Genomic DNA, 21,561 nt, shown 5'->3' with positions numbered 1-21,561 from the left:
TAAAATTTTTTAACAGCAATCACTTACAAGCATAGACTGGCAGTTTTGCAGGCATTTTGTAATCTCAAGCCATTCTTCAAGCCCAACTTTGAACGCCTGACTCCCCTTGTCAGTTATCGTGTAAATTTTGCGTTCACGACCAGATACGATTTCAGTTTTGAAAGTCACATATCCACCATCTGCAAATTGCTTTAATATTGGATAAACAGTACCTTCTCGTGGTGAGCAACCGCCATTCGTTTTGCGCTCAACTTCGCTCGCGACATCGTAGCCGTGCATCGACCGCTCGTGCAGTACGCAAAGGATGAAGAACTTTGACAAGCTCATCTTGATTGTACTGTTCCAGTAGGTACGGCTTAGTAGATCAGGGGCTTTGGTTTGTTTGCTCATAAATTTTATTAATGCATCGATGGTCTAGGTGTCAAGTGATTTTGTAAAAATGTTCTGTAATTACGAGCTCAATTATATGAGTTACCGGTTAAGATGACCAAATAAAGAGCCCCACTTGGTTATATTAACCAGTGGGGCTCTTGTCGCATACTTAATCTAGGTGAGGCGCTAGGTCATAGCGGCTTCTGTCATAGCACTATGAATATGGGTAACGAGTTCAGGCTCTAACTTCAACCTGGCCGCAAGCATGTTGAGGTAACCCTGCTCTGCCAGATTATCGACTTCGATTGCCATCAGTGATGCAACATAAAGCTCAACAGCTTGCTCTTTCGTTTGAGCCAGATTAACGAGGCTGTCTATATCAAGCGGACTTCTCAGTTGATCCATTAAAAAAGCTTTTTCGTCGTTTGAGAGCGAGAGCGCAGCGATTTTATCAAAGATAGCATTCTGCTCTGCACCATCAATTTGCCCATCTGCTTTTGCCGCGGCAATCATGGCGCTTACTATTGCAGCGCCAAAACAATCTGAACTTTCGCTCTCTTCCTCAATTACAAATGCTGACCCTCTGGGGACAGAAGGAATGCTCGATGTGGTTCTTGGCACGGTTTGGGGTGCTGGCTGAGGAGCATTGTGTTGAGGCGTTGGAGCTTGAACCACGTTACCAGATGAGGCCTGTGCAACAGCGGGTTGTTTGTTTCCTTGCCAATCACGGTAAGCTTTATAAGCCAGACCTGCGACAAGCGCCATGCCACCATATTGCACCGTTTTCTTCGCCATCTTGCGCCCTTTTTTTGAGCCAAGCATATATCCTGCTAATCCACCGGCAACTGCCCCGCCAGCAAGGCCACCAGCGTTTTTAGAAAGATAATCTTTTCCTTTTTGCATATTCGCGCCACTGCCAGCGCCGAGTACTTCATTGATCAGATTGGATGCGTTAAACATTATGTCCCGTCATTTTTATGGAAGCCAGTAACACCGATGATCTTTAACATCGATGATCTTTGGATCAGTTCTTATCTTTCATATAGGGGAGAGCCGAAAAGTTTCAATCTTTTGAGTGATGAATAACTGACGAGGACAATATGTCTCATCTTGCAGGATCAATTTATAATGGCTTCGCAGCAGATGATTTTTGATATGGTTTTAGGGGGGGGGGGGGGGGAGAATTCCCAGTTACCGCAAACAGTGTTTATTCCTTATCTGGTAAAATTGGTCGTTTTTTGACCTCTGCTAACCCGAAATATAGCCATACTATATTCCTAAATTGAGGGTGAGTGATCACAATGATACGCAAGATAGACTATGCATTAGTCGGTCCGGGGCTTTGTATTACGGCAACATCGTATGGCCTCTGTCGTTATGCCTATGGGTTGTTTATTCCTATATTTCGTGAAGAATTTAATCTGTCTGATGAAGCTCTCGCATATATTGCGAGTATATCTTATGCCAGTTATTTCCTGGTGGCACTTCTTGGTATTTATATTTCCAGTAAAATCGATCCTCGGAAATCACTTCTATTGGGTGGAATGACAGCCGTTGTTGGTATGATGTTGATTGCCACGGCGTTATCACCCGCGATGTTGGTATTAGGCGTGGCTCTTGCTGGTGTAACACCCGGATTGGCATACACACCTGTTTCTGAGTTGGTGGTTACGTTTGTTAGCCCAAATCGACAACGCTCTATCTATGCGATAATTAATTCAGGCACCAGTCTTGGCGTCTTACTCAGCGGCCCGGTTGCGATACTGTTTGAGGGGGCATGGCGTTGGTCATGGGTTGGTTTCTCGGGTTTTGCCTTGCTTGCGACCTTGTGGTGTGCGTGGGTTATCCCGAAAGTTCCTAAAGACAGAAAGGCAAAGAAAAATTCAACGGTCTCAATAACGATTTCGACTTTTCTTCACCCTGAAAGACTACGTCTTTTGATCATTGCTTTCGTTATAGGAATTGCAACGTCGGTTTATTGGACATTCTCTGTCGATCTTATCAGTACATCTGAAGGTAAATCAGGTGAGATTTTTGGATATGTTTTTAATTCAGAATTGGTTGCACAATTATTCTGGATCGTTGTTGGTATCGCGGGGTTTGGAGGCATGTTTGCCGGGTACGTGGTAAACAAAATGGGAATAGTACTTGCTATGGCCCTGTTTCAGATTGGGATTACAACTGCGACGGCATTACTAGCAAGTACGGATCATATCGCAGCCATTATCCTTTCTGCAGTTCTCTTTGGGGCATTTTTTGTTTTTGTGGCAGCAGCTCTGGGAATGTGGAGCCTGTCACTCTTTAATGATGTTCCTGCCGTAGGTTTTGGCTTCACGTTTTTGATGTTATCTGTTGGACAGTTTATTGGACCCGTCCTAACTGCTAATCTTGTGGGATCTATCGGTCTTCAAGGTGTATTCTTCCTATCTGCTGTGGTCGCGGGTAGTATTGTTTTTCTTCTTCCATTAAGGCGCGAATTTAAATTTCTGGAAAAGATTTAAACTTTGAAAATTTACCCGGTATTTTATAGGCAGAAGACAGTGCAAAAGTACCCATAGTAAGCAATTTATGGAAATAAATTGGATCCGGGACCAGGATTCGAACCTGGACTGAAAGAGTCAGAGTCTTTAGTTCTACCGTTAAACTATCCCGGATCAGGGGGCTGTGTCTAAATTGTTTAAGTCAGATCAGTGTGTTCTGTCTCAAGACACCAGCTCACGGTAACTTTCGGGGCTTCGTATAGTCCCATACCAAAGATCTTACAACACCTTTTTGAAACGATTGCTGTTTTTTTGCCTGATAAACGTTTTTCGTGTGTTTTAGGCAATTACGTTGTTGATCAGCCCTCTGCTCTTCGTAATAAAGGAGTATTGAATGTTTTATTCAGCTGGTTTCAGGAGCGGAATTTTTGACGGTTACTTCGCACTCCCGCAAACGTGCCCCTAAAAGGACACAGCAACGGGCGGACAATAATATATACGCAGCGATAGATCTGGGGACCAATAACTGTCGCCTGCTTGTTGCGCGTCCGAGCCGTAAGGGTTTTCGTGTTCTGGATACCTTTTCCCGGATCGTGCGTTTAGGTGAAGGACTCAGCCTGAACGGTGAGCTTTCTGACGAAGCCATGAGCCGGACCATAGCAGCCCTCAAAATTTGCGCGGGAAAGCTAAAGAGACGAGGCGTGACCCGGTTACGATGTGTGGCAACAGAGGCTTGTCGACGGGCGAATAACGGAGCGCTCTTTATTGCGGAAGTTAAGCGCGAAACCGGGATTGATCTTGAAGTTATCGACAGCAGCGAAGAGGCATCGCTTGCGATTATGGGCTGTGCACCACTACTAAATCCTGAGGTCCCTGAAGCGCTGATTTTTGATATTGGCGGGGGAAGTACGGAAGTGAGTTGGATTCGCCTAGATAAGCCAGGCACCGGTCGTGATTTACCCAAACCTTTGATGGAAGACTGGTTCTCGGTTTCTAAAGGTGTGGTTACACTGGCTGAAAAATACGGTGGGCGTGACATTACTCCGCAAATCTATCAGCAGATGGTTCAGGAAATTTATGATGATTTTCTCGAATTTGAAAAGAAACACGATTTTTCACAAAGAGTACGGGATAACCAAATCCAAATGTTGGGAACCTCTGGTACTGTCACAACGCTTGTTGGGGTATATAAAAAGCTTCCCCGGTATGATCGTAATCGGGTCGATGGGACTTTGATCAATTGTGATACAGCAATTGGTCTTTGTCATAAAATCTCAAACATGTCTTATGATCAAAGGGTTGCGAACCCCTGTATTGGAATTCAGCGTGCAGATTTGGTGGTTGCCGGGTGTGCTATTTTTGAAGCTTTGGCTAAGTTATGGCCGGTTGCACAGCTACGAGTGGCGGACAGAGGTTTACGTGAAGGTATTCTATATAAGCTGATGAACGCTAACTAAGCCCCTTACTTGTGAGTGTTGTTTAGGTGGAAAGTTAGCGCTTAAACCGCTATCCTTATATCTATGTCTTGGTAATTCGGATTGTTAAGTCGGGCCGGGTACACTAAGACACTATCTAGATTTAAAGGATTTTGGCTGGTATTGGTGCGTTTATCAAATTTGCCCCACATAAATAAAGTTCAACCAAAGCCCAAAGAAATAATGAGAAAGCAGAAGAATGAGCTCTTCGGATAGACCTAAAAAAGGCGGTTCACGCCCAAGCAGTAATCCTTCGGGACGGGGACTGAAAGTTCGTGTCAAAACGGCAGCTCGACGGTCAAATTCTTCTGCGCGGTGGTTAAACCGCCAACTCAACGATCCTTATGTGCAAGAAGCCAAAAAAAGAGGATATCGTGGACGTGCGGCCTTCAAGATTGCGCAAATTGACGACAAATTCAAAATATTCAAAAAGAACTCTCGTATTGTTGACCTTGGTTGTGCGCCTGGAGGTTGGTGTCAGATTGCTGTAGAGCGCTGTGGTCCCGGAGCGCATATTGTTGGAATCGATCTTCAGGAAGTTGAACCAATCGGAGGTGTTATTCTTCTTCAAGGTGACTTTATGGACGATAATGCCCCAGATCGCTTGAAGGCAGAGATGAACGGCCCCGCAGATGTTGTGTTATCAGATATGGCTGCTGCTGCCACAGGGCACCCTCAAACGGATCACTTGCGCATTATGGGGTTGATGGAAACCGCGTTAGTGTTTGCCGAAGAAGTTCTCGTTCCAGGGGGAAGCTTTGTGGGTAAGGTTTTGCAAGGTGGGGCTCAGGCAGATTTGTTGAAGCTTGTGAAAACCAAGTTTAAAAGCGTACGTCACTTTAAGCCAGAAGCCAGTCGAAAAGATTCTTCCGAAATGTTTCTGGTTGCGACTGGATTCAAATCTTAATCGCTCTAACTTTATGTTGCGAAGACCGTTTAAGATAAACTGTGGTTCTAGGTAACCAAAAGAGGACGTTTTTAGCCTGTTTTCTGGGCTACCTAAAATAATTGAAATAGACTTATTTTAATCACTTGGCTTTAGGTCGCTTCTGTGTAGAATGCGGCGTCAATCGGATTTGGCCATTTATTGATGGCAACCCATTCGGGAAACCTTGTGTTTCCGCTGCGCTCAAGGGAAAGATTGACATGCACATCCGCGAAGCTCTCACATTTGATGACGTTCTGCTCTTGCCAGCAGAATCCTCTGTTCTTCCTGCTCAGGCCAATACTCGTACTATGTTGACGGCCTCTTTGGAATTGAATATTCCGTTGCTTTCTTCGGCGATGGATACGGTAACCGAAAGCCGTTTGGCGATCGCTATGGCGCAATTTGGTGGCATCGGCGTTATTCATAAAAATCTGTCTATTGCAGAACAGGCAAGTGAAGTCCGCAAAGTGAAAAAGTTTGAATCCGGCATGGTTGCCGACCCTTTGACTTTTCCACCGAATGCGACCCTTGCTGATGTGAACAGACTTCAAGAAAGCGTTAATTTCTCGTGTTTCCCAGTCGTGGAAGATAAGACTCGTAAACTGATTGGTATTTTGACCAACCGGGACATGCGTTTTGCCCAAGATCCAAATCAACCGATTTCTGAACTGATGACCAGCGAAAATCTGATTACAGTGAAAGAAGGCATTACAGGTGATGATGCCAAGCGCTTATTACATCAACATCGTATTGAAAAACTTCTTGTCGTTGATGATGCTTATCGCTGTATCGGTCTGATTACGGTTAAGGATATCGATAAAGCGGCACAACACCCGATCGCCTGTAAAGACGAACATGGCAGATTACGTGCTGCTGCTGCGACAGGTGTGGGTGAAGAAGGTTTTGCCCGTGCTGAAGCTTTGATCGATGCGGGCGTGGATTTATTGGTTATTGATACGGCTCACGGTCATTCTCGTGGGGTTCTTTCAGCGGTTGAACAGATTAAAAAATTGTATCCGAACGCACAGATCGTCGCTGGTAACGTTGCTACTGGCGATGCGACACGGGCGTTGATTGATGCTGGGGCTGACGCGGTTAAGGTTGGTATCGGGCCTGGTTCAATCTGTACAACTCGTATTGTTGCCGGAGTTGGCGTACCTCAGTTGACGGCAATTATGGACGCGGTTGATGTTGCAGAGAAAAACAACGTGGGCATTATTGCCGATGGTGGAATCAAGCACTCTGGTGATATTGCCAAGGCGATTGCTGCGGGTGCTCGGGCGGTGATGGTCGGATCGCTTCTGGGCGGTACGGAAGAAAGCCCAGGGGAAGTATTCCTTTATCAGGGACGTTCTTATAAATCTTATCGTGGCATGGGCTCTATGGGCGCTATGGCACGAGGATCCGCAGATCGTTACTTCCAAGCAGATGTTACCGATAATCTTAAACTGGTTCCTGAAGGTATTGAAGGTCGTGTTCCTTTTAAAGGGGCCGCTTCGGCGATTGTGCATCAGTTGGTGGGAGGGCTTAAGGCTTCCATGGGCTATACTGGATCTCCTGATATTGAACATATGCGTAAGAATTGCACCTTCTGTCGGATTACCAACGCAGGTCTGAGAGAAAGTCACGTTCACGACGTTACAATTACACGCGAAGCCCCGAACTATCGTGGTGGCATGTAACTCTATTTAAGAGTACTGATAGAGGGCGGCTTTTGCCGCCCTTTTTCGTTCGGACCTAGAATTTCGATTTTCTTTCTGTACCCAAAATCATAACAAGAAACCAAGAGACCCAATTATGAGACCTAATGGCCGTATCCAGACATCAATTGAACTGCTTAATGAAGTGCAGGAAAGCCCGCTCCCCATGGACCGGGTGGTGAACACCTACCTGCGGGCGCGTCGATTTATTGGCTCTAAGGACAGACGTGATATCAATGCGCGGGTTTATGGCGTGATCAGGTCCCGGTGTCGTCTTGACTGGTGGACAACTCAGACCGGATTGACGGCAGGTAATCGCTCGGCTGTGCTGGCTTACACAATACTGGTGGAAGGTATGAAAGCGTCGGAACTGGACGAGATCTGTAATGGGGAGCAATACAGCCCTGAAAAGTTGAGTGATTTTGAGAATGAAGCTCTCGCAACACTTCAAGGTAAAACACTCGATCATCCAGATATGTCTCAAGCTGTTATGGGTGAGCTACCGGATTGGATTTCAGGTTTGTTCGAACAACAATTCGGTAAAGAACAAGCCGTTTTTGAAATGGCTGCACTACAACAAGAAGCGACGCTGGATCTACGGGTGAATTTGCTTAAGGGTGACCGTGAACAGGCGCAAGAATTTTTGGCGGCTGATGATGTTATCAGCGAAAAAACAGCGCATTCGGATTGGGGGTTGCGCGTACAGGGGCGAACGGCTCTTGGCAACTGTAAAGCATTTCGCGAAGGTTTAGTCGAGGTTCAGGATGAAGGTTCTCAACTTATTGCCATTCTTTGTGATGCCAAACCTGGAATGTCGATAATAGATCTCTGTGCGGGAGCAGGGGGCAAAACGCTCGCTTTGGCCGCAAGTCTTGGAAATGATGGCGATCTTGTTGCCATGGATGTGGATGCACGCAGACTGCAGCGGGCTGAACCTCGTATGGAACGCGCAGGTGTTGAGAATGTACGTTATGCCACCTTGAACAATGACAATCTCAACAAGATGGCTAAAAAGGGATTTGATCGTGTTTTGGTTGATGCACCTTGTTCAGGTAGTGGAACCTGGCGGAGGCAACCAGATGCCCGTTTGCGTCTGACAAAAGAAAAGTACGGAAACTATCAAGGTCTGCAGGCAGACGTTCTTGAGAAATCTGCCAAATGTGTCAAAGTTGGCGGGCGTTTGATCTATGCTACCTGCTCTTTGTTCAATGGGGAAAACATTGACCAAATTAATACCTTTTTGACAAAACATGCGAACTATACGCTGAGAGATGCCTCCAAGTTATGGGTAGAAGTCAGTGATGTACCGTGCCCGTTTGATGGGGAGGTTATGAAACTGACGCCTGCGCAACACGGACTAGATGGGTTTTTCTGTGCTGTGCTTGAGAGGACCGCTTAGGTTTCCTTTCTTTCAATTGACATCATGACAATTTGTGCCCTGACAATATCCTTACTGTAATTGTTGGCGAAGATTGCTATGACTGAATACTAATCTTCTTTTGAAGGTACTTTGCAAAGTCGTTTTTTGTTTGGTTTCGTGGAAGGTTTTTGTGTGCGTTCCTTTTGTGTAATCCCTCAGGAAAACCATCAGACAGGTTTTAAATAATGGATTTTTTCTCACCAGAACTTCTTGCCCTTATGTTTGCGGCAGGTTTTTTTGCGGGTCTCGTTGATGCTATTGCTGGCGGTGGCGGCTTGATTACGCTTCCTGTTCTTTTGACGGTGGGACTTTCTCCGATCCAGGCAATTGCGACCAATAAGTTACAAGGATCGTTTGGCACTTTTTCTGCCACTCTAAATTTTGTGAGAAAAGGCCATTTGGATATACGTGCCTGGGTTTTGCCTATCATTTTGACGTTTGTTGGTGCAGGCTCCGGCGTTTTGGTTTTACGCTCAGTTGATAGTAGTTTTCTGGTAAATGCGATCCCGTTTTTGTTGATTGCAATCGCAGTCTATTTTCTGTTTCAACGAAAGCTTGGCGAAGATGATCGCCACCAAAGAATTTCGAGAAATGTTTTTGCATTCTTCTTTGGCACCAGCATTGGTTTTTACGATGGGTTTTTCGGGCCGGGCACAGGGTCTTTCTTTACCCTCGCCATTGTGACCTTGCTTGGCTACAACATGCTAAAAGCAACGGCTCACGCCAAGCTTTTGAACTTTACCAGTAACTTTGCATCTCTTTTGTTTTTCATCTTTAGTGACAGTCTGGTTTGGTCTGTGGGACTGATCATGGCATGTGGATCGATTTTGGGTGGATTTCTGGGAGCGCAGCTAACCATGAGGCATGGCGCCAGAATTATACGACCACTATTGGTTCTGACGTCGATTCTTATGACGATAAAGCTTATTCATTCAAACCCGGACCATATTCTAGGTCAGCTTTGGCAAGAGTTCGGAGTTTCGTTTTAGGATTTGTTTCTTTCGTCATAATTAAGAGAGCCTTTATAAGAGAAAGTTCACCTTTCAGGTTCATGACATTATCTGAAAAATTATAGATAATGTACTGTTTCTACCTTTGACATTTGTTGATGCTTGCGGCAGATAAGGGGCGTGAAACTGAACGCGCCCTGGATAGTCAGTATTTGGAATTGCCAATATTGATGTCGGGCTTATTGCGGAGCACGAGTTCCATCCATGACTGATCGTATTCTCATTATTGATTTCGGGTCTCAGGTTACCCAGCTTATCGCTCGCCGTGTGCGCGAAAGTGGTGTCTATTCCGAGATCCATCCGTTTAACGCCATCGATGGTGCTTTTCTGGATGCTTATGCACCCAAAGCAATCATTCTTTCCGGCGGTCCTGCCTCTGTGACTTGGGAAGATTCCCCTTCTGCGCCACCAAAAGTGTTTGAGATGGGTGTCCCTGTTTTAGGTATCTGTTATGGTCAACAGACCATGATGGAACAGCTTGGCGGTAAAGTAGAAACTTCTGACCATCAGGAATTTGGCCGTGCGACGATCGACATCACAGAAGACTGTGCACTATTTCACGGTGTTTGGGGGGTGGGCACGCAAGAACAGGTTTGGATGAGCCACGGCGATCGCGTTGGTAAACTTGCTCCAGGTTTCCGGGTTGTCGCGACTTCCGAAGGCGCGCCTTATGCCGCTGTTGCCAATGATGAAAAGAACTTTTACGCCGTACAATTTCATCCTGAGGTGTATCATACTCCTCATGGTGCACAGCTCTTAAAGAACTTTACCCATGGTGTCGCAGGGTGTTCCGGCGACTGGACAATGTCTGCCTTTAAAGATCAGAAGATAGAAGTTATCCGCGAACAGGTTGGTGATGGTAAGGTTATTTGTGGGCTTTCTGGTGGTGTTGATAGTTCTGTTGTCGCTATACTTCTTCACGAAGCCATTGGTGAGCAACTAACTTGTGTGTTTGTTGATACTGGCTTTATGCGTATGGGTGAAGCCGAGCAGGTGGTTTCTTTATTTAAAGATCACTACAACATTGAACTCGTTCATGTGAACGCTTCTGATCGCTTCTTTGCTGCTTTGGGGGATGAATTTGATCCTGAGAAAAAGCGTAAAACTATTGGTGGTCTCTTCATTGATATTTTCGAAGAAGAAGCGAACAGAATTGGTGGTGCAGATTTCCTTGCACAAGGAACTTTGTATCCTGATGTGATTGAATCTGTATCTTTCACGGGTGGTCCCAGCGTTACGATCAAATCTCACCACAATGTTGGCGGCTTACCTGAGCGTATGAACATGAAGCTCGTGGAACCACTTCGTGAGCTGTTCAAAGACGAAGTCCGAGGGCTTGGGCGTGAACTTGGGTTACCGGATAGCTTCGTTGACCGCCACCCGTTCCCGGGACCTGGTCTTGCGATCCGTATTCCTGGCCAACCGTTAACACCTGAGAACTGTGATATTTTGCGTAAGGCTGATGCAATCTATCTTGAAGAGATCCGTAAGGCGGGCCTTTATGATGAGATTTGGCAGGCTTTTGCAGTATTGCTTCCTGTTCGAACTGTGGGCGTTATGGGTGATGCCCGAACGTATGATTTTGTTTGTGCTCTTCGTGCCGTGACATCAACGGATGGTATGACAGCAGATTATTATCACTTTGATCATGAGTTTCTTGGCCGTGTTACCAATCGGATTATTAATGAAGTACGGGGCATCAACCGCGTGGTTTATGACTGCACGTCCAAGCCGCCAGGAACCATCGAGTGGGAATAGGTGGATTAGAGCAAGAAAATACGTTTAAAAATTCAAAGGGTGAAGCCAGCAGGTTTCACCCCTTGATTGTCCTGGATAACAGAATCGACCAAATCAATTTAGTTTGGCAGGTCATTTCTTTAATTTGACGAGGACTTTTAATTGGATGTACTACAGCTACATCCACAACCCTCCTGGCCTTTGTCCTTTGCTTTTTCATCAGCGATACAACAGGCATCCTCTCGTGATTTAGGTGATCCACCACAACATTCGTTAGTTTTTTTCTCCGAGTTTAGATCGTTCTTTGGAGTGATTTTATTTTCCTTAGTCATAAATATTTCCTTTAATTCGATAATTCTGGTTTTATCGAAATACATAATAAATAGTATCATATATTTGGGTGGGGAGTTTAAGCTAATTATTACAGTAAAGAGGAGTACAGTTTGAGTCTGGAGTATCAATACAGCATTCAGAAACCAAAAATCCAACAAGATCGTGCATGGACTTATAATTGGCGCGGCATATAAGTGTTGTGGCCTGTCGCTCTTGAGAAATTAACCCGGATGTAATTAGGGTTTTGAGGTGGTGTGATAGGGTGGAAGGTGCAATGTTGAGGTCTTCTTGGAGGGCGCCAACAGCAAGGCCACTATCTCCCGCGCGTATAAGGGCACGGTAAATTTCCAAACGTGTTGGTTTGCCGAGGGCTTCTAATTGTGAGGCTGCATCAATTACTTTCATACATAAAAGATATAAAAGAATAATTCGCCTTGTCAATACTAATTCGATAAATATCGAATTAGTATTGTCTGGAGGATATAAAAGAGGATAACGTTTATGGTCGTTTATAAAAATTGGCTTTTACCTAATTCAGCCATTGCTGTTGCCAAAATAATCATTGGCGTTCCTTCAACCCAAAAGGTTATAAAGTTCGGAGATGTGTCTCTCTTCATGGAGAAACGAAATAAAGCTAATGGCTGAGCAAATACACGAGCGTATTATTACGTTGGAAACCTACGTTGCCGAGCAAGAGAAAACGATTACTGAATTGAGTGACGTTCTCGCAGAACAATGGCGGACGATTGAAAGTTTAAATAAGCGTCTCGATCGAGTGCAACGTTTCTTGGAAAATATTGAAGCCTCTAATGAGGCCGGACAAAAACACACGGCGGGTTAATTAAGCCGTCTATAGGACTGTTTTCAGCATATGATAACTCAATCGATAGCATTTCGAGAGATAATGGGGCGTAATTAATCATAAATATAGTAGTTATCCCATTCTTCTGAATGAGTTAAAACAAAGCCATGGGATTTATAGAAATCATTCGCCTTGCTTTCTTTCAAGGCGCATAATTTTACAGAAACTCCTTGGTTTTTTGCTTTGGAAAGAATATCTGACAAAACTTCGGTTCCGACACCTGTTCCCTGAAATCCAGGTTTTATATAGAGATGATCGAGCCAAAGATGGTTTTCTCTATATTTTAACACATAGAATCCGATGATATCTTTGCCAGTCATTATATTTGTTGTGTGCTCAGGCACAAATGTCTCAGTAAATCGGGAGCGTGCCCGATCTAGATCAAAGCGTCCTAAATTCTCAAGACTTGTTTTCATCGCAGTAACTCTTATTGCAACAAGAGTTTCAAGGTCGGTTGTATCGGCAGACTTGTAAGTCAACTTCATCAACGTTTCTCATTTAGTATTTAATTTAAGAGAAGAGTATTTAAGGGAATATGTTTAGATGATTTCTTTTATAACTCGATTTCGCCCTTGATCTTTCGCTCTGTAGAGAGCTTCATCAGCACGTTGGACGAAACCTTCAAGGGACTCGCCTCTGACGTGTTTCGATACCCCAATGGAAAGTGTTATCCGTCCAAATTCTTGACCGGTTTTTTTGTTTTTGAGAACTTGTTTAGAAATTTTTTCACGGACTTGGTTGGCGAGGCTTTCTGCATCATGGATACTGGTGTTTGGTAAAAGGCAGATAAATTCTTCGCCGCCATAGCGTGCTGGTGTATCTTGACCTTTGACAGCACTTTTAAGGTGTCTAGCAACAACTTTGAGGACTTCGTCGCCAACGCGATGGCCATAGGTATCATTGAATTTTTTGAAGTGGTCGATATCCATCATTAGTAAGCAGAGTTCTGTGTCTTCAATCGTTGCGATTTTGGATTCTTCTACCAGTTTCAAATCAAACTGCTTTCGGTTACCAATTTCAGTCAAAGCATCGGTTAGGGATTCAATTTTAACTTTTTCCAAATTTTCTTGAAGATTGTTAATCTCTTTTGATGACTGCTGGAGTTGGTTTTGAAGAGCTTTGTTCTTTTCGGTAATGGAAGCTGTTTCTTGGACAATCTCGGCCACAAATTTTTTCAATGTCTCAGAATCATCTTGGTCTGAGAGGTCAGTTGCGAGGTCAGTGATTTTGTTGCCATAATTCTCTGTATCACTGCCTGCAACGGTGATTTGTTCTACGACGTGCTTTAAAGTTTCTTGAAGCTTAATGCCTGCTTCATGGATATGTTCATCTTGTTGCTCGACAAGATAAAATTTCTCGTAGAGGTCTTTTGATATTTCTGCAGAAAATAAACCATCTTTTTGTATAATTTCATCAATAGCAGATGTTAAAGAGGGATTTTTTCCACTCACATAATCATACCATATAGTATAATTTGATGGCGCTGCCGGGATGCCTCTTTGCGCCATGATTGCATGTGCTTTCTCAGCATATTCTTGAGCATTTGCAAAAGTATCGGCTACCAACATCTTTGGCTATTCCTTGAAGATTCTTAAATGAGTATATGTATCCTGAGTCTATGGAGACTCAATATTTTACTTGTTTTCTTAAACTACAACATAGAACTGTGAGTTGAAAATTAATTAATGCCCCCCGAGGCAAGCATGTCTTTAAAAAGTTCAAGGACTTCATTTAGATTACGTGATTTCTGCAGCTTTTTGGGGCCTTTAAATACGGTGAACTCTTCGTATTTGTTCTTATGTCCCGTTGACTTAACTACCGCGAATAAAGGGTTTTCATGGGCGTGTCTGAAAATCGAAAATACGGCGCAATCTCCCAAAAGGTCTATTGCGTAATCGCGCCACTCTCCTTTTGCAACCTTTTCACTGTAAACTGATAATAGAAGTCCGAGTTCCGAACGATTGAATGTGACGTGAAGAGACGGTTTTTTATTTTTGTTAAGATAATAGACCGCTGTCATATAATCTTTTCTCCTTTATTCTCCTTCTGGATACAGATTGGTCGAATTTAGATAAAAGGTCTATAGTGTTAAGCAATATTATAAGTAAAGAATTACATTAAGTTATTCGTTTATAATATTAGTTTCCCTTAGCTACAGCCGGTTGTGGTGTTTGTGGGCTATGATAGATTGTGGTTTGCGAACTGGCTTCTTCGTAGGGAGACTCGTAACAAGTAACCCCCCCGATATTTCTGTAGCAGTACAAATTTTCATACCCGGTGTTTGCGAGGCCGTTTTCAAACACTTCATCCCTGCAGTAGGCTTCCCCTTTCGACGAATAGACAATGGAACAGTCTTTTGCCATGGCCCAGCTGACAAAGTGATCTGTAATGGTTTTGTCTGTATGTACAAGAGTTCCCAAACTTGCAGCAGCAGTTACGGGGTCAGTTATACTACATCCGGAAAAAGAGGATAAAGTAACGAAGCTTGTAAGAATAATACTAAGTACACGGTTCATAATTTTGCCCAAATTTCAGCCGAACATAACGTCGACAAGACGTCTGTAATATTAGCTTAGTGGTTTTTGGTAAATAAATTATTAGGATAATGATAGAAATCTTTATTAGTTAAACGATCATTTAGTGATTGGCGATTGTTGCAGGGGCAAAGTTTCTATATAAAGTTCAACGAATTTCGAGTGCAAACTGTTCTGCTATGTTCCACAAGGGAACCTAATGGAAACAGATAGTCGCATTTGTAAAACGAGGGATAATTAATTCGTGGCTGATATTTTTCAGGAAGTTGAAGAAGATCTGAAACGTGAACGCGTTGAAGTTCTTTGGAAAAAGTATGGTAATTGGGTGATCGGTGCCGCCGTTGCAGTTGTTGCCGCAACGGCTGGTGTACAGGGTTGGAGTAGTTATCAAAAAACAGTTCAATCTGAGAAATCAGAAATTTTTGCTACGGCCTTTGATCTAAGCGATGCCGGTAAAGCTGAGGAAGCTCAGAGTGCGTTAGCTGGTCTGGCAGATCAAGACGATGGTTACGGAACACTTGCTCGTTTCGAACAAGCGCGCATTTTCTCTGAAAAAGGTGATAAAGCTGCTGCCATTAAAATTTGGGATGATATCGCCAATAGTAATCCTCCTATCGACAGGTTGAAAGACGTCGCCTTATTATTAGCGGCAATGCATATGGTTGAAGAAGGCGATGTTACTGATGTAAAACAGCGGCTGGCTCAACTATCTGTTGCCGGGGCTCCTTTCCGATCTAGTGCGGTTGAACTCCAGGCTTTAGTTGCCCTGCGAGAAGGGGATAATGCTGCAGCGCGTACATTTTTTCAACAGCTTGTGGATGATACAGAGACACCTAACGGTATAAGAGGACGTGCAGTCCAAATCCTTGAGAGCTTGGCGGAGTAACATTTATGTTGTTGGATCTACGGAAAACCCTCCTTGTTATTGGATTTGGGTTTACACTTTCTGCGTGTAGCTTGGCTGATGGGTGGTTTGGAGATGAAGAGCTACCTCCTTTACCCGGAGCACGTATCTCTATCCAGTCAGTGGACAAGGGGCTTACTGCTGATCCAACGATTTCTGACCAACGGATAATACTTCCCCAACCTTTTACCAATACTTATTGGACACATAATGGTGGTAATCCAGCCCACGCGATGTTCCACCTTTCTCTGGGTGATCTACCGCGTGAAATGTGGAGTGATGATATTGGTGAAGAGAGTGACGGTGACGAGCTTATCTTGGCGCAGCCGTTGGTTGTTGAATCTGTTCTCTTTACAATGGATGCCCGCTCAACTGTAAAAGCGTATGATCGCCTTTCAGGTAAAGTGTATTGGGAAAAAGATCTCGACCCACATGATGAAGACGACGGCTTCTTTGGTGGTGGTATCGCTTACGCTGATGGTCGTATTTATGTAAGTACAGGATTTGCACGGGTTTTTGCTTTAGATGTACGCTCTGGGGATGTGATCTGGTCACAAGACGCACCGGGCCCAATGAGAGCTGCACCAACAGTAAATGGTGGACGAGTGTTCGTGATTACGCTTGATAATCAGACACTGGCTCTTGCTGCAGATGATGGTCGTCGTCTCTGGAGCCATATCGGGGTCCAATCTGAAACCAGTCTTCTCGGTGGTGCCAGCGCAGCCATTGCGGGTCGTAAACTCATCGTTCCTTATTCTTCCGGTGAAGTTGTTGCTATTGATGTTATTGAGGGGGATGTTGACTGGACTCTCGACCTTTCCTCGGTCAAGAAGACAGATCCTCTTACGGATCTCGCCCATATCCGCGCTATGCCTGTTATTGACAGGGATCGTGTTATCGCGGTAAGTCACTCGGGCCGTATGGTCGCCATCGACTTGAAAGAAGGTGTGCGACTGTGGGACACGGATATCGGTGGTGTGCAAATGCCTTGGGTCGCAGGCGAGTTCATATATGTTCTCACAAATGATTCCCAAATTGCAGCAGTAAGGCGTCAGGATGGCCGTATCCGTTGGGTACAGGCTTTGCCACGATATATGGATCAAGAAGATCGAAAAGGGTTAATCGTATGGCAGGGGCCTGTCCTTGCTAGTGATCGACTGATTGTTGCTGGTTCTCATGGCGAAGCAGTCTCAGTTTCTCCTTACACCGGGGAAATTCTGGGATATCTGGAATTACCAGATGGGGCAGCAATGCCACCAGTTGTCGTTGGGAATGGCTTATACTTCTTGACAGCAGAAGCAGAAATTATCGCGATGCAGTAAGCCCTAGAGGTTTATCAGCGAGAGAAAGACTAAAGTAATGACTTTCACAGTAGCTATTGTGGGCCGCCCTAACGTGGGTAAGTCGACGCTATTCAACCGTCTTGTCGGAAAGCGTTTGGCGCTGGTCGATGACCAACCGGGAGTTACCCGGGATCGTAGAGAGGGTGATGCCTATCTCTTTGATTGTCGCTTTCGGATCATTGATACTGCCGGGCTCGAAGAAGCCTTTGATGGTAGCCTTGAAGCGAGAATGCGCCAACAGACAGAGCGCGCCGTAGAAGAGGCTGACCTTGTGCTTATGCTCATTGATGCTCGTGTTGGCGTCATGCCTATTGATGAGCACTTTGCCAAGCATTTGCGTCGTGGTAAAACACCGATCGCATTAATGGCGAACAAGTGCGAAGGCAAAGTTGGAGACGAGGGGCTAATGGATGCTTATCGGCTTGGCCTTGGCGAACCAATCCCGTTTTCTGCGGAACATGGTCTCGGTAGTAGTGACCTTTATGATGTCATTAGTGAACATATGAAACGTGCTGCCGAAAAAATAGCCGAAAAAGAGACAACCACAAAAGGTTTTGCTAAGTCGATTGAAATTGAAGACGATTTCGAAAATTCTGAAGACGAGTTTCTCGAAGACGATGATTTTTTCGAAGATGATTTCGAGGAAACGGAAGAAGATGTAAAAAAGCGTGGGCCATTACAGCTTGCAATCGTTGGACGTCCGAACGTCGGTAAATCAACCTTGATTAATAAACTTATTAATGAAGATCGACTTTTGACCGGACCCGAAGCCGGCATTACACGCGACGCTATTTCTGTTGAGTGGGAGTATGAGGGACATGCGCTTAAGCTAGTTGATACTGCTGGATTACGCCGTCGTTCAAAAATCGAAGACAAGGTTGAAAAGCTTTCCGCTTCGGATACCATTCGTGCTCTGAAATATGCTCAAGTTGTCGCGCTGGTACTCGATCCCGATGGTATATTGGATAAACAAGATTTAACCATTGCCAGGCACGTCATCGACGAAGGCCGCGCTTTGATTATTGTAATCAATAAGTGGGATATCTGTACGGATAAAGACGCAGTGATGCAGCGCTTGAAAGATCGCCTATTGACCTCTTTACCTCAGGTTAAAGGGATTCCTGTTGTCACCATCTCTGCGCTCAAAGGGCACAAGTTGAATAAGATGTTGGATACCGTTCTAGAGGTATACAGGATCTGGAACATCAGGCTACCAACGGCTGGTTTGAACAGATGGTTGGCTGAATTGCTAGAGAGACATCCTCCTCCGGCTCCGGGGGGACGTAGGATTAAGCTGAAGTACATAACGCAAGCACGTGCTCGGCCACCAACTTTCGCCATTTCATGCTCATTGCCAGAAGATCTCCCGGCATCATATACGCGGTTTCTTGAAAACAATCTTCGACAAACCTTTGATATTCCGGGTGTGCCGTTGAGAATGCATATGAAAAAGGGTGATAATCCTTACGCTGGTAAAAAGAAACGCAACCAATAATAAAAAAGGCCGCGATTAAGCGGCCTTTTTTTTATGAGTAATGATCACCTTAGTTTTCTCTTATATCGAGAACCTGACCATTAATCTGACACTCAACAGAGGCGAGTTCAACAAAACTGTCGGTGATCTCTTCCGGTGATCGGAGTGTCAGAGGGTCTTCGCCCGGAAAGGCTTTTTCTCTCATTGTTGATCGGATTGGTCCTGGAGAGATCAGGTTGGCACGGACGTTGGTTTTTTCTAACTCTGCAGCGTAACACTGAACCATGGTGGTAAGCGCTGCTTTAGAGGCCTTGTAGAGGCTCCAATAAGCTTTTGCTGTTTCACCGGTGGTTACAAAAATTGCGCGTCCTGCATCGGATTTTTTTAACAGAGGATCAAGGCTCCGAATTAACCGATAGTTTGCAGTGACGTTAATATCAAAGGTCTCTTGCCAGATTTTAGGTTTGATATGGCCTATGGGGGAAAGCGGCCCAAGAGAGCCTGCGTTACCAACGAGAATGTCCAGCTTCCCGTACCGATCATAAAGGGAAGCCCCTAGTTGATCCAGGCCATCCATTTCTTTGAGATCGTGTGGGATAAGAATAGGATTCTTACCGCCTTCTACACGGATTTCATCATCCAGTTCTTCCAGTGCACCGACTGTTCTAGACATGAGCAATAGTTGTGCGCCTTCGCTTGCGTAGCGTTTTGCAACAGCTCTGCCTATCCCACGTGATGCACCAGTAATAAGAGCAAGACGTCCTTCAAGACGACCTGGTTTAGTCTGTGTCATTTCAGGAATCTTTCTACCCGGTTTTTTTTGGTTTCATAAACTCAGGAACGTTACCGACATCATCTTGGTAGTCATCGATCCGAGTTGGATAAAATCCTGTAAAAGGAGAGTCACAGTACTGTGGTAGCTTATTGTCACGTCCTTCAAGTCCCATAGCGCGATACATGCCATCTATCGATAGAAAGGCTAGGCTATCAACGCCAATGTACTTGGTCATTTCTTCCAGGCTCATCTGTGCAGCCAGAAGTTCTTTGGATTTGGAAATATCAATACCATAAAAGTATGGATAGCCAATGGGAGGGGATGCTATGCGCATATGGACTTCTTTAGCGCCAGCAGCTCGCACCATTTCAACAATTTTCAAAGAGGTGGTTCCGCGGACAAGTGAATCATCAACAAGAATGACACGCTTTCCTTCGAGAACCGCCTTGTTGGCGTTATGTTTGAGTTTAACCCCAAGGTTACGAATTTGCTGACTTGGCTCAATAAAGGTCCTGCCGACATAGTGATTTCGAATAATACCAAGCTCAAATGGTACGCCTGATTCTTGTGAATAACCAATTGCGGCGGGAACTCCCGAATCTGGCACCGGAACGACGACATCGGATTCGATGTGATTCTCTATAGCGAGCTCTTTACCAATATTTTTTCTTGCTTCGTAAACACTGATTCCGTCAATGACTGAGTCTGGACGTGCAAAGTAAATGTATTCAAAAATACAAGTTTGCTTTGGGGTCGGCGGGAAGGGGCGCATTGATTCGACACCCTTGTCCGTAATGACAATCAGTTCACCAGGTTCAACGTCACGAATAAATTCAGCACCGATGATATCAAGCGCACAGGTTTCAGACGCGACAACATAACCATCTTCAAACTTACCCAAAACTAACGGGCGAATGCCGTTTGGATCACGAACAGCGATGACGCCTTCTTTTGTCATGCAGAGAAGGGCATAAGCTCCTTGAATACGTTGAATTGCGTCGATGACTTTTCCAACGATGGTATCTTGTATTGAGGTCGCGACAAGGTGGAGAATAACCTCTGTGTCCATTGTCGATTGGAAGATCGAACCGCGCATAACCAGTTGGTCACGAATTTTTTGTGAATTGGTTAAGTTCCCGTTATGGCAAAGAGCAAAGCCACCTTCGTGAAGATCAGCAAAGAGAGGTTGCACATTTCTAAGCGCAGTTTCTCCCGTGGTGGAATAACGTGTGTGCCCGATAGATGAGTGGCCTTTGAGTCGTTTAATTACGGCTTGAGATGAGAAATTATCACCAACGAGGCCTAAGGCACGGTGGTTATAAAATTCATTACCATCGTAACTGACGATACCTGCTGCTTCCTGGCCGCGATGCTGAAGGGCATGGAGGCCAAGTGTAACTAGTGCTGCAGCACCCTTATGGCCGTGAACGGCGTAAACGCCGCACTCTTCGTGGAGTTTATCATCATCATGAAGATCGTCGAGTGTCATGGCTTTCGCTCTCCTGAACTCAGAATAGGGACCATTATTCGCTACCGCTTACGGCTTCGATGGTTTTTTGCATTTGTGTGCGCATAGTGTTGTCGTATCCCGTATCACCGTCTTCTTCGACGGGCGCGGCTGATTTGGGGTTCATTAAGTGTTGGTATGTTTGGCTCGCATCATAAGCCTGTCGGGCAATTTGGGCTTGAGAGAGTACTCTGGTGATGGTCTCGTTGTGGAATTTCCTAGGGAGAAGCTGTACTAAAATTGCGGAGCCCTGTTGAATGGCGGGGCGCGTTTTTGCGCGCTCTACGTCAACCGGCCAGCCTTCTTCTTGTGGCATCAAGAAAACAAACAAGGCGATCCATGCTATGCAAACGATAATACTGCCGCGCAACAAGCCGAAAAGGAAACCAAGAGATCTATCAAGAGGGCCGAAAGTACTTTCACGGACATGTTTACAAATGGACCTGATCAAGACCATTAAAAGTCCAAGTGTTACGACAAAGAGAGTAAATCCTGTGACGAGTTCGGCAACGAAGGGAATATTAATGAATCTTTGCACGTAGGGCAAAAGGGGGTGAAAACCCCATAAGGTAATAAAGCCAGCACCTATCCATGAGGCAACAGAGAGAACCTCATGCACGAATCCTCGAAACAGGGCAAAAAGACCTGAGACGACAATGATGCCAATTACGACGACATCCAAGAGTGAGATGGGTAAGTTTTCCATC

The 21,561-nt window shown here is 44.9% G+C and carries 22 protein-coding genes and 1 tRNA gene; 11 read left to right on the top strand and 12 right to left on the bottom strand.

The annotated features are described in order from the left end of the window. Nucleotides 1-9: 9 nt before the first annotated feature. Nucleotides 10-390 (bottom strand): PadR family transcriptional regulator, encoded by a 381-nt coding sequence (locus tag ACFSKO_RS19760; RefSeq protein WP_380254918.1) that lies wholly within the window; start codon nt 388-390, stop codon nt 10-12. Between the two features lie 168 nt (nt 391-558). Next, nucleotides 559-1,332: a tellurite resistance TerB family protein gene (locus ACFSKO_RS19755; RefSeq protein WP_380254916.1), complete on the bottom strand. Its 774-nt coding sequence runs from the start codon at nt 1,330-1,332 to the stop codon at nt 559-561. Between the two features lie 341 nt (nt 1,333-1,673). Here ACFSKO_RS19755 and ACFSKO_RS19750 point away from each other — a divergent pair, with 341 nt between their 5' ends. Continuing rightward, nucleotides 1,674-2,873 (top strand): MFS transporter, encoded by a 1,200-nt coding sequence (locus tag ACFSKO_RS19750; protein ID WP_380254914.1) that lies wholly within the window; start codon nt 1,674-1,676, stop codon nt 2,871-2,873. 79 nt (nt 2,874-2,952) lie between these two features. Here ACFSKO_RS19750 and ACFSKO_RS19745 read toward each other — a convergent pair. Further along, a tRNA-Gln gene (locus ACFSKO_RS19745) sits at nt 2,953-3,026 on the bottom strand. A 254-nt stretch (nt 3,027-3,280) separates the two neighbouring features. Between ACFSKO_RS19745 and ACFSKO_RS19740 the strand changes: the two genes are divergently transcribed. The 6 genes from ACFSKO_RS19740 to guaA all read left to right on the top strand — a co-directional run bounded on the left by ACFSKO_RS19740 (nt 3,281) and on the right by guaA (nt 11,143). After that, nucleotides 3,281-4,309 carry a Ppx/GppA phosphatase family protein gene (locus ACFSKO_RS19740; protein WP_380254912.1) on the top strand — a complete coding sequence of 343 codons (1,029 nt, stop codon included), beginning with the start codon at nt 3,281-3,283 and terminating at the stop codon, nt 4,307-4,309. 217 nt (nt 4,310-4,526) lie between these two features. Then, complete coding sequence (locus ACFSKO_RS19735) at nt 4,527-5,234, top strand: RlmE family RNA methyltransferase (RefSeq protein ID WP_380254910.1); 708 nt, start codon at nt 4,527-4,529, stop codon at nt 5,232-5,234. 239 nt (nt 5,235-5,473) lie between these two features. Further along, a complete protein-coding gene (gene guaB / locus ACFSKO_RS19730) occupies nt 5,474-6,937 on the top strand; it encodes an IMP dehydrogenase (RefSeq protein ID WP_380254908.1) in 1,464 nt (487 codons plus the stop codon). Nucleotides 6,938-7,052: 115 nt separating this feature from the next. After that, a complete protein-coding gene (locus ACFSKO_RS19725; RefSeq protein WP_380254906.1) occupies nt 7,053-8,354 on the top strand; it encodes an RsmB/NOP family class I SAM-dependent RNA methyltransferase in 1,302 nt (433 codons plus the stop codon). 206 nt (nt 8,355-8,560) lie between these two features. Then, nucleotides 8,561-9,364 carry a TSUP family transporter gene (locus ACFSKO_RS19720; protein ID WP_380254904.1) on the top strand — a complete coding sequence of 268 codons (804 nt, stop codon included), beginning with the start codon at nt 8,561-8,563 and terminating at the stop codon, nt 9,362-9,364. A 225-nt stretch (nt 9,365-9,589) separates the two neighbouring features. Then, nucleotides 9,590-11,143, top strand: coding sequence for a glutamine-hydrolyzing GMP synthase (gene guaA / locus ACFSKO_RS19715; protein WP_380254902.1), 1,554 nt, complete (start codon nt 9,590-9,592; stop codon nt 11,141-11,143). Between the two features lie 137 nt (nt 11,144-11,280). On the opposite strand, the gene ACFSKO_RS19710 is transcribed toward guaA, so the two are convergent. Then, nucleotides 11,281-11,454, bottom strand: a complete 174-nt coding sequence (locus tag ACFSKO_RS19710; protein ID WP_380254900.1) for a hypothetical protein — start codon at nt 11,452-11,454, stop codon at nt 11,281-11,283. Between the two features lie 82 nt (nt 11,455-11,536). Then, nucleotides 11,537-11,860 (bottom strand): ArsR/SmtB family transcription factor, encoded by a 324-nt coding sequence (locus ACFSKO_RS19705; protein WP_380254898.1) that lies wholly within the window; start codon nt 11,858-11,860, stop codon nt 11,537-11,539. A 232-nt stretch (nt 11,861-12,092) separates the two neighbouring features. Here ACFSKO_RS19705 and ACFSKO_RS19700 point away from each other — a divergent pair, with 232 nt between their 5' ends. Further along, nucleotides 12,093-12,296 (top strand): SlyX family protein, encoded by a 204-nt coding sequence (locus ACFSKO_RS19700; protein WP_380254896.1) that lies wholly within the window; start codon nt 12,093-12,095, stop codon nt 12,294-12,296. 74 nt (nt 12,297-12,370) lie between these two features. Here ACFSKO_RS19700 and ACFSKO_RS19695 read toward each other — a convergent pair whose 3' ends face one another. From ACFSKO_RS19695 to ACFSKO_RS19680, 4 genes are all read right to left on the bottom strand, one after another. After that, nucleotides 12,371-12,802 carry a GNAT family N-acetyltransferase gene (locus ACFSKO_RS19695; RefSeq protein WP_380254894.1) on the bottom strand — a complete coding sequence of 144 codons (432 nt, stop codon included), beginning with the start codon at nt 12,800-12,802 and terminating at the stop codon, nt 12,371-12,373. Nucleotides 12,803-12,856: 54 nt separating this feature from the next. After that, nucleotides 12,857-13,885, bottom strand: coding sequence for a GGDEF domain-containing protein (locus ACFSKO_RS19690; RefSeq protein ID WP_380254892.1), 1,029 nt, complete (start codon nt 13,883-13,885; stop codon nt 12,857-12,859). Between the two features lie 110 nt (nt 13,886-13,995). After that, nucleotides 13,996-14,337, bottom strand: a complete 342-nt coding sequence (locus ACFSKO_RS19685; protein WP_380254890.1) for a DUF2794 domain-containing protein — start codon at nt 14,335-14,337, stop codon at nt 13,996-13,998. Between the two features lie 118 nt (nt 14,338-14,455). Beyond that, complete coding sequence (locus ACFSKO_RS19680; RefSeq protein WP_380254888.1) at nt 14,456-14,833, bottom strand: hypothetical protein; 378 nt, start codon at nt 14,831-14,833, stop codon at nt 14,456-14,458. Between the two features lie 262 nt (nt 14,834-15,095). Here ACFSKO_RS19680 and ACFSKO_RS19675 point away from each other — a divergent pair, with 262 nt between their 5' ends. From ACFSKO_RS19675 to der, 3 genes are read left to right on the top strand one after another with little or no spacing between them, the layout of a single operon-like run. Then, the gene (locus ACFSKO_RS19675) at nt 15,096-15,737 is read left to right on the top strand and encodes a tetratricopeptide repeat protein (RefSeq protein ID WP_380254886.1); all 642 of its coding nucleotides are present in this window, start codon (nt 15,096-15,098) and stop codon (nt 15,735-15,737) included. 5 nt (nt 15,738-15,742) lie between these two features. Then, complete coding sequence (locus ACFSKO_RS19670) at nt 15,743-17,077, top strand: outer membrane protein assembly factor BamB family protein (RefSeq protein ID WP_380254884.1); 1,335 nt, start codon at nt 15,743-15,745, stop codon at nt 17,075-17,077. Between the two features lie 37 nt (nt 17,078-17,114). Continuing rightward, a complete protein-coding gene (der, locus tag ACFSKO_RS19665; protein ID WP_380254882.1) occupies nt 17,115-18,593 on the top strand; it encodes a ribosome biogenesis GTPase Der in 1,479 nt (492 codons plus the stop codon). Nucleotides 18,594-18,642: 49 nt separating this feature from the next. Here the strand turns inward: der and ACFSKO_RS19660 are convergent, their stop codons facing one another. From ACFSKO_RS19660 to ACFSKO_RS19650, 3 genes are read right to left on the bottom strand one after another with little or no spacing between them, the layout of a single operon-like run. Continuing rightward, nucleotides 18,643-19,365, bottom strand: a complete 723-nt coding sequence (locus tag ACFSKO_RS19660) for an SDR family NAD(P)-dependent oxidoreductase (protein WP_380254880.1) — start codon at nt 19,363-19,365, stop codon at nt 18,643-18,645. A 13-nt stretch (nt 19,366-19,378) separates the two neighbouring features. Continuing rightward, entirely contained in the window at nt 19,379-20,836 is a 1,458-nt protein-coding gene (gene purF, locus ACFSKO_RS19655) for an amidophosphoribosyltransferase (protein WP_380254878.1), read from the bottom strand. 34 nt (nt 20,837-20,870) lie between these two features. Further along, entirely contained in the window at nt 20,871-21,560 is a 690-nt protein-coding gene (locus ACFSKO_RS19650) for a CvpA family protein (protein WP_380254876.1), read from the bottom strand. Nucleotide 21,561 lies beyond the last annotated feature (1 nt).

It is taken from the genome of Kiloniella antarctica (genome assembly GCF_042682825.1).
GTDB lineage: Bacteria > Pseudomonadota > Alphaproteobacteria > Kiloniellales > Kiloniellaceae > Kiloniella > Kiloniella antarctica.
The sequence above is the reverse complement of the archived record's forward strand: the minus strand, read 5'-3'. Positions and strand labels throughout refer to the sequence as shown.

Coding starts and splice junctions, on each gene's coding strand:
- ACFSKO_RS19710 (WP_380254900.1), bottom strand. CDS start 11,454: ATGACTAAGGAAAATAAAATCACTCCAAAGAACGATCTAAACTCGGAG.
- guaA (WP_380254902.1), top strand. CDS start 9,590: ATGACTGATCGTATTCTCATTATTGATTTCGGGTCTCAGGTTACCCAG.
- ACFSKO_RS19660 (WP_380254880.1), bottom strand. CDS start 19,365: ATGACACAGACTAAACCAGGTCGTCTTGAAGGACGTCTTGCTCTTATT.
- ACFSKO_RS19725 (WP_380254906.1), top strand. CDS start 7,053: ATGAGACCTAATGGCCGTATCCAGACATCAATTGAACTGCTTAATGAA.
- guaB (WP_380254908.1), top strand. CDS start 5,474: ATGCACATCCGCGAAGCTCTCACATTTGATGACGTTCTGCTCTTGCCA.
- purF (WP_380254878.1), bottom strand. CDS start 20,836: ATGACACTCGACGATCTTCATGATGATGATAAACTCCACGAAGAGTGC.
- ACFSKO_RS19720 (WP_380254904.1), top strand. CDS start 8,561: ATGGATTTTTTCTCACCAGAACTTCTTGCCCTTATGTTTGCGGCAGGT.
- ACFSKO_RS19750 (WP_380254914.1), top strand. CDS start 1,674: ATGATACGCAAGATAGACTATGCATTAGTCGGTCCGGGGCTTTGTATT.
- ACFSKO_RS19735 (WP_380254910.1), top strand. CDS start 4,527: ATGAGCTCTTCGGATAGACCTAAAAAAGGCGGTTCACGCCCAAGCAGT.
- ACFSKO_RS19705 (WP_380254898.1), bottom strand. CDS start 11,860: ATGAAAGTAATTGATGCAGCCTCACAATTAGAAGCCCTCGGCAAACCA.
- ACFSKO_RS19650 (WP_380254876.1), bottom strand. CDS start 21,560: ATGGAAAACTTACCCATCTCACTCTTGGATGTCGTCGTAATTGGCATC.
- ACFSKO_RS19690 (WP_380254892.1), bottom strand. CDS start 13,885: ATGTTGGTAGCCGATACTTTTGCAAATGCTCAAGAATATGCTGAGAAA.
- ACFSKO_RS19670 (WP_380254884.1), top strand. CDS start 15,743: ATGTTGTTGGATCTACGGAAAACCCTCCTTGTTATTGGATTTGGGTTT.
- ACFSKO_RS19755 (WP_380254916.1), bottom strand. CDS start 1,332: ATGTTTAACGCATCCAATCTGATCAATGAAGTACTCGGCGCTGGCAGT.
- ACFSKO_RS19695 (WP_380254894.1), bottom strand. CDS start 12,802: ATGAAGTTGACTTACAAGTCTGCCGATACAACCGACCTTGAAACTCTT.
- ACFSKO_RS19685 (WP_380254890.1), bottom strand. CDS start 14,337: ATGACAGCGGTCTATTATCTTAACAAAAATAAAAAACCGTCTCTTCAC.
- ACFSKO_RS19760 (WP_380254918.1), bottom strand. CDS start 390: ATGAGCAAACAAACCAAAGCCCCTGATCTACTAAGCCGTACCTACTGG.
- ACFSKO_RS19680 (WP_380254888.1), bottom strand. CDS start 14,833: ATGAACCGTGTACTTAGTATTATTCTTACAAGCTTCGTTACTTTATCC.
- der (WP_380254882.1), top strand. CDS start 17,115: ATGACTTTCACAGTAGCTATTGTGGGCCGCCCTAACGTGGGTAAGTCG.
- ACFSKO_RS19700 (WP_380254896.1), top strand. CDS start 12,093: ATGGCTGAGCAAATACACGAGCGTATTATTACGTTGGAAACCTACGTT.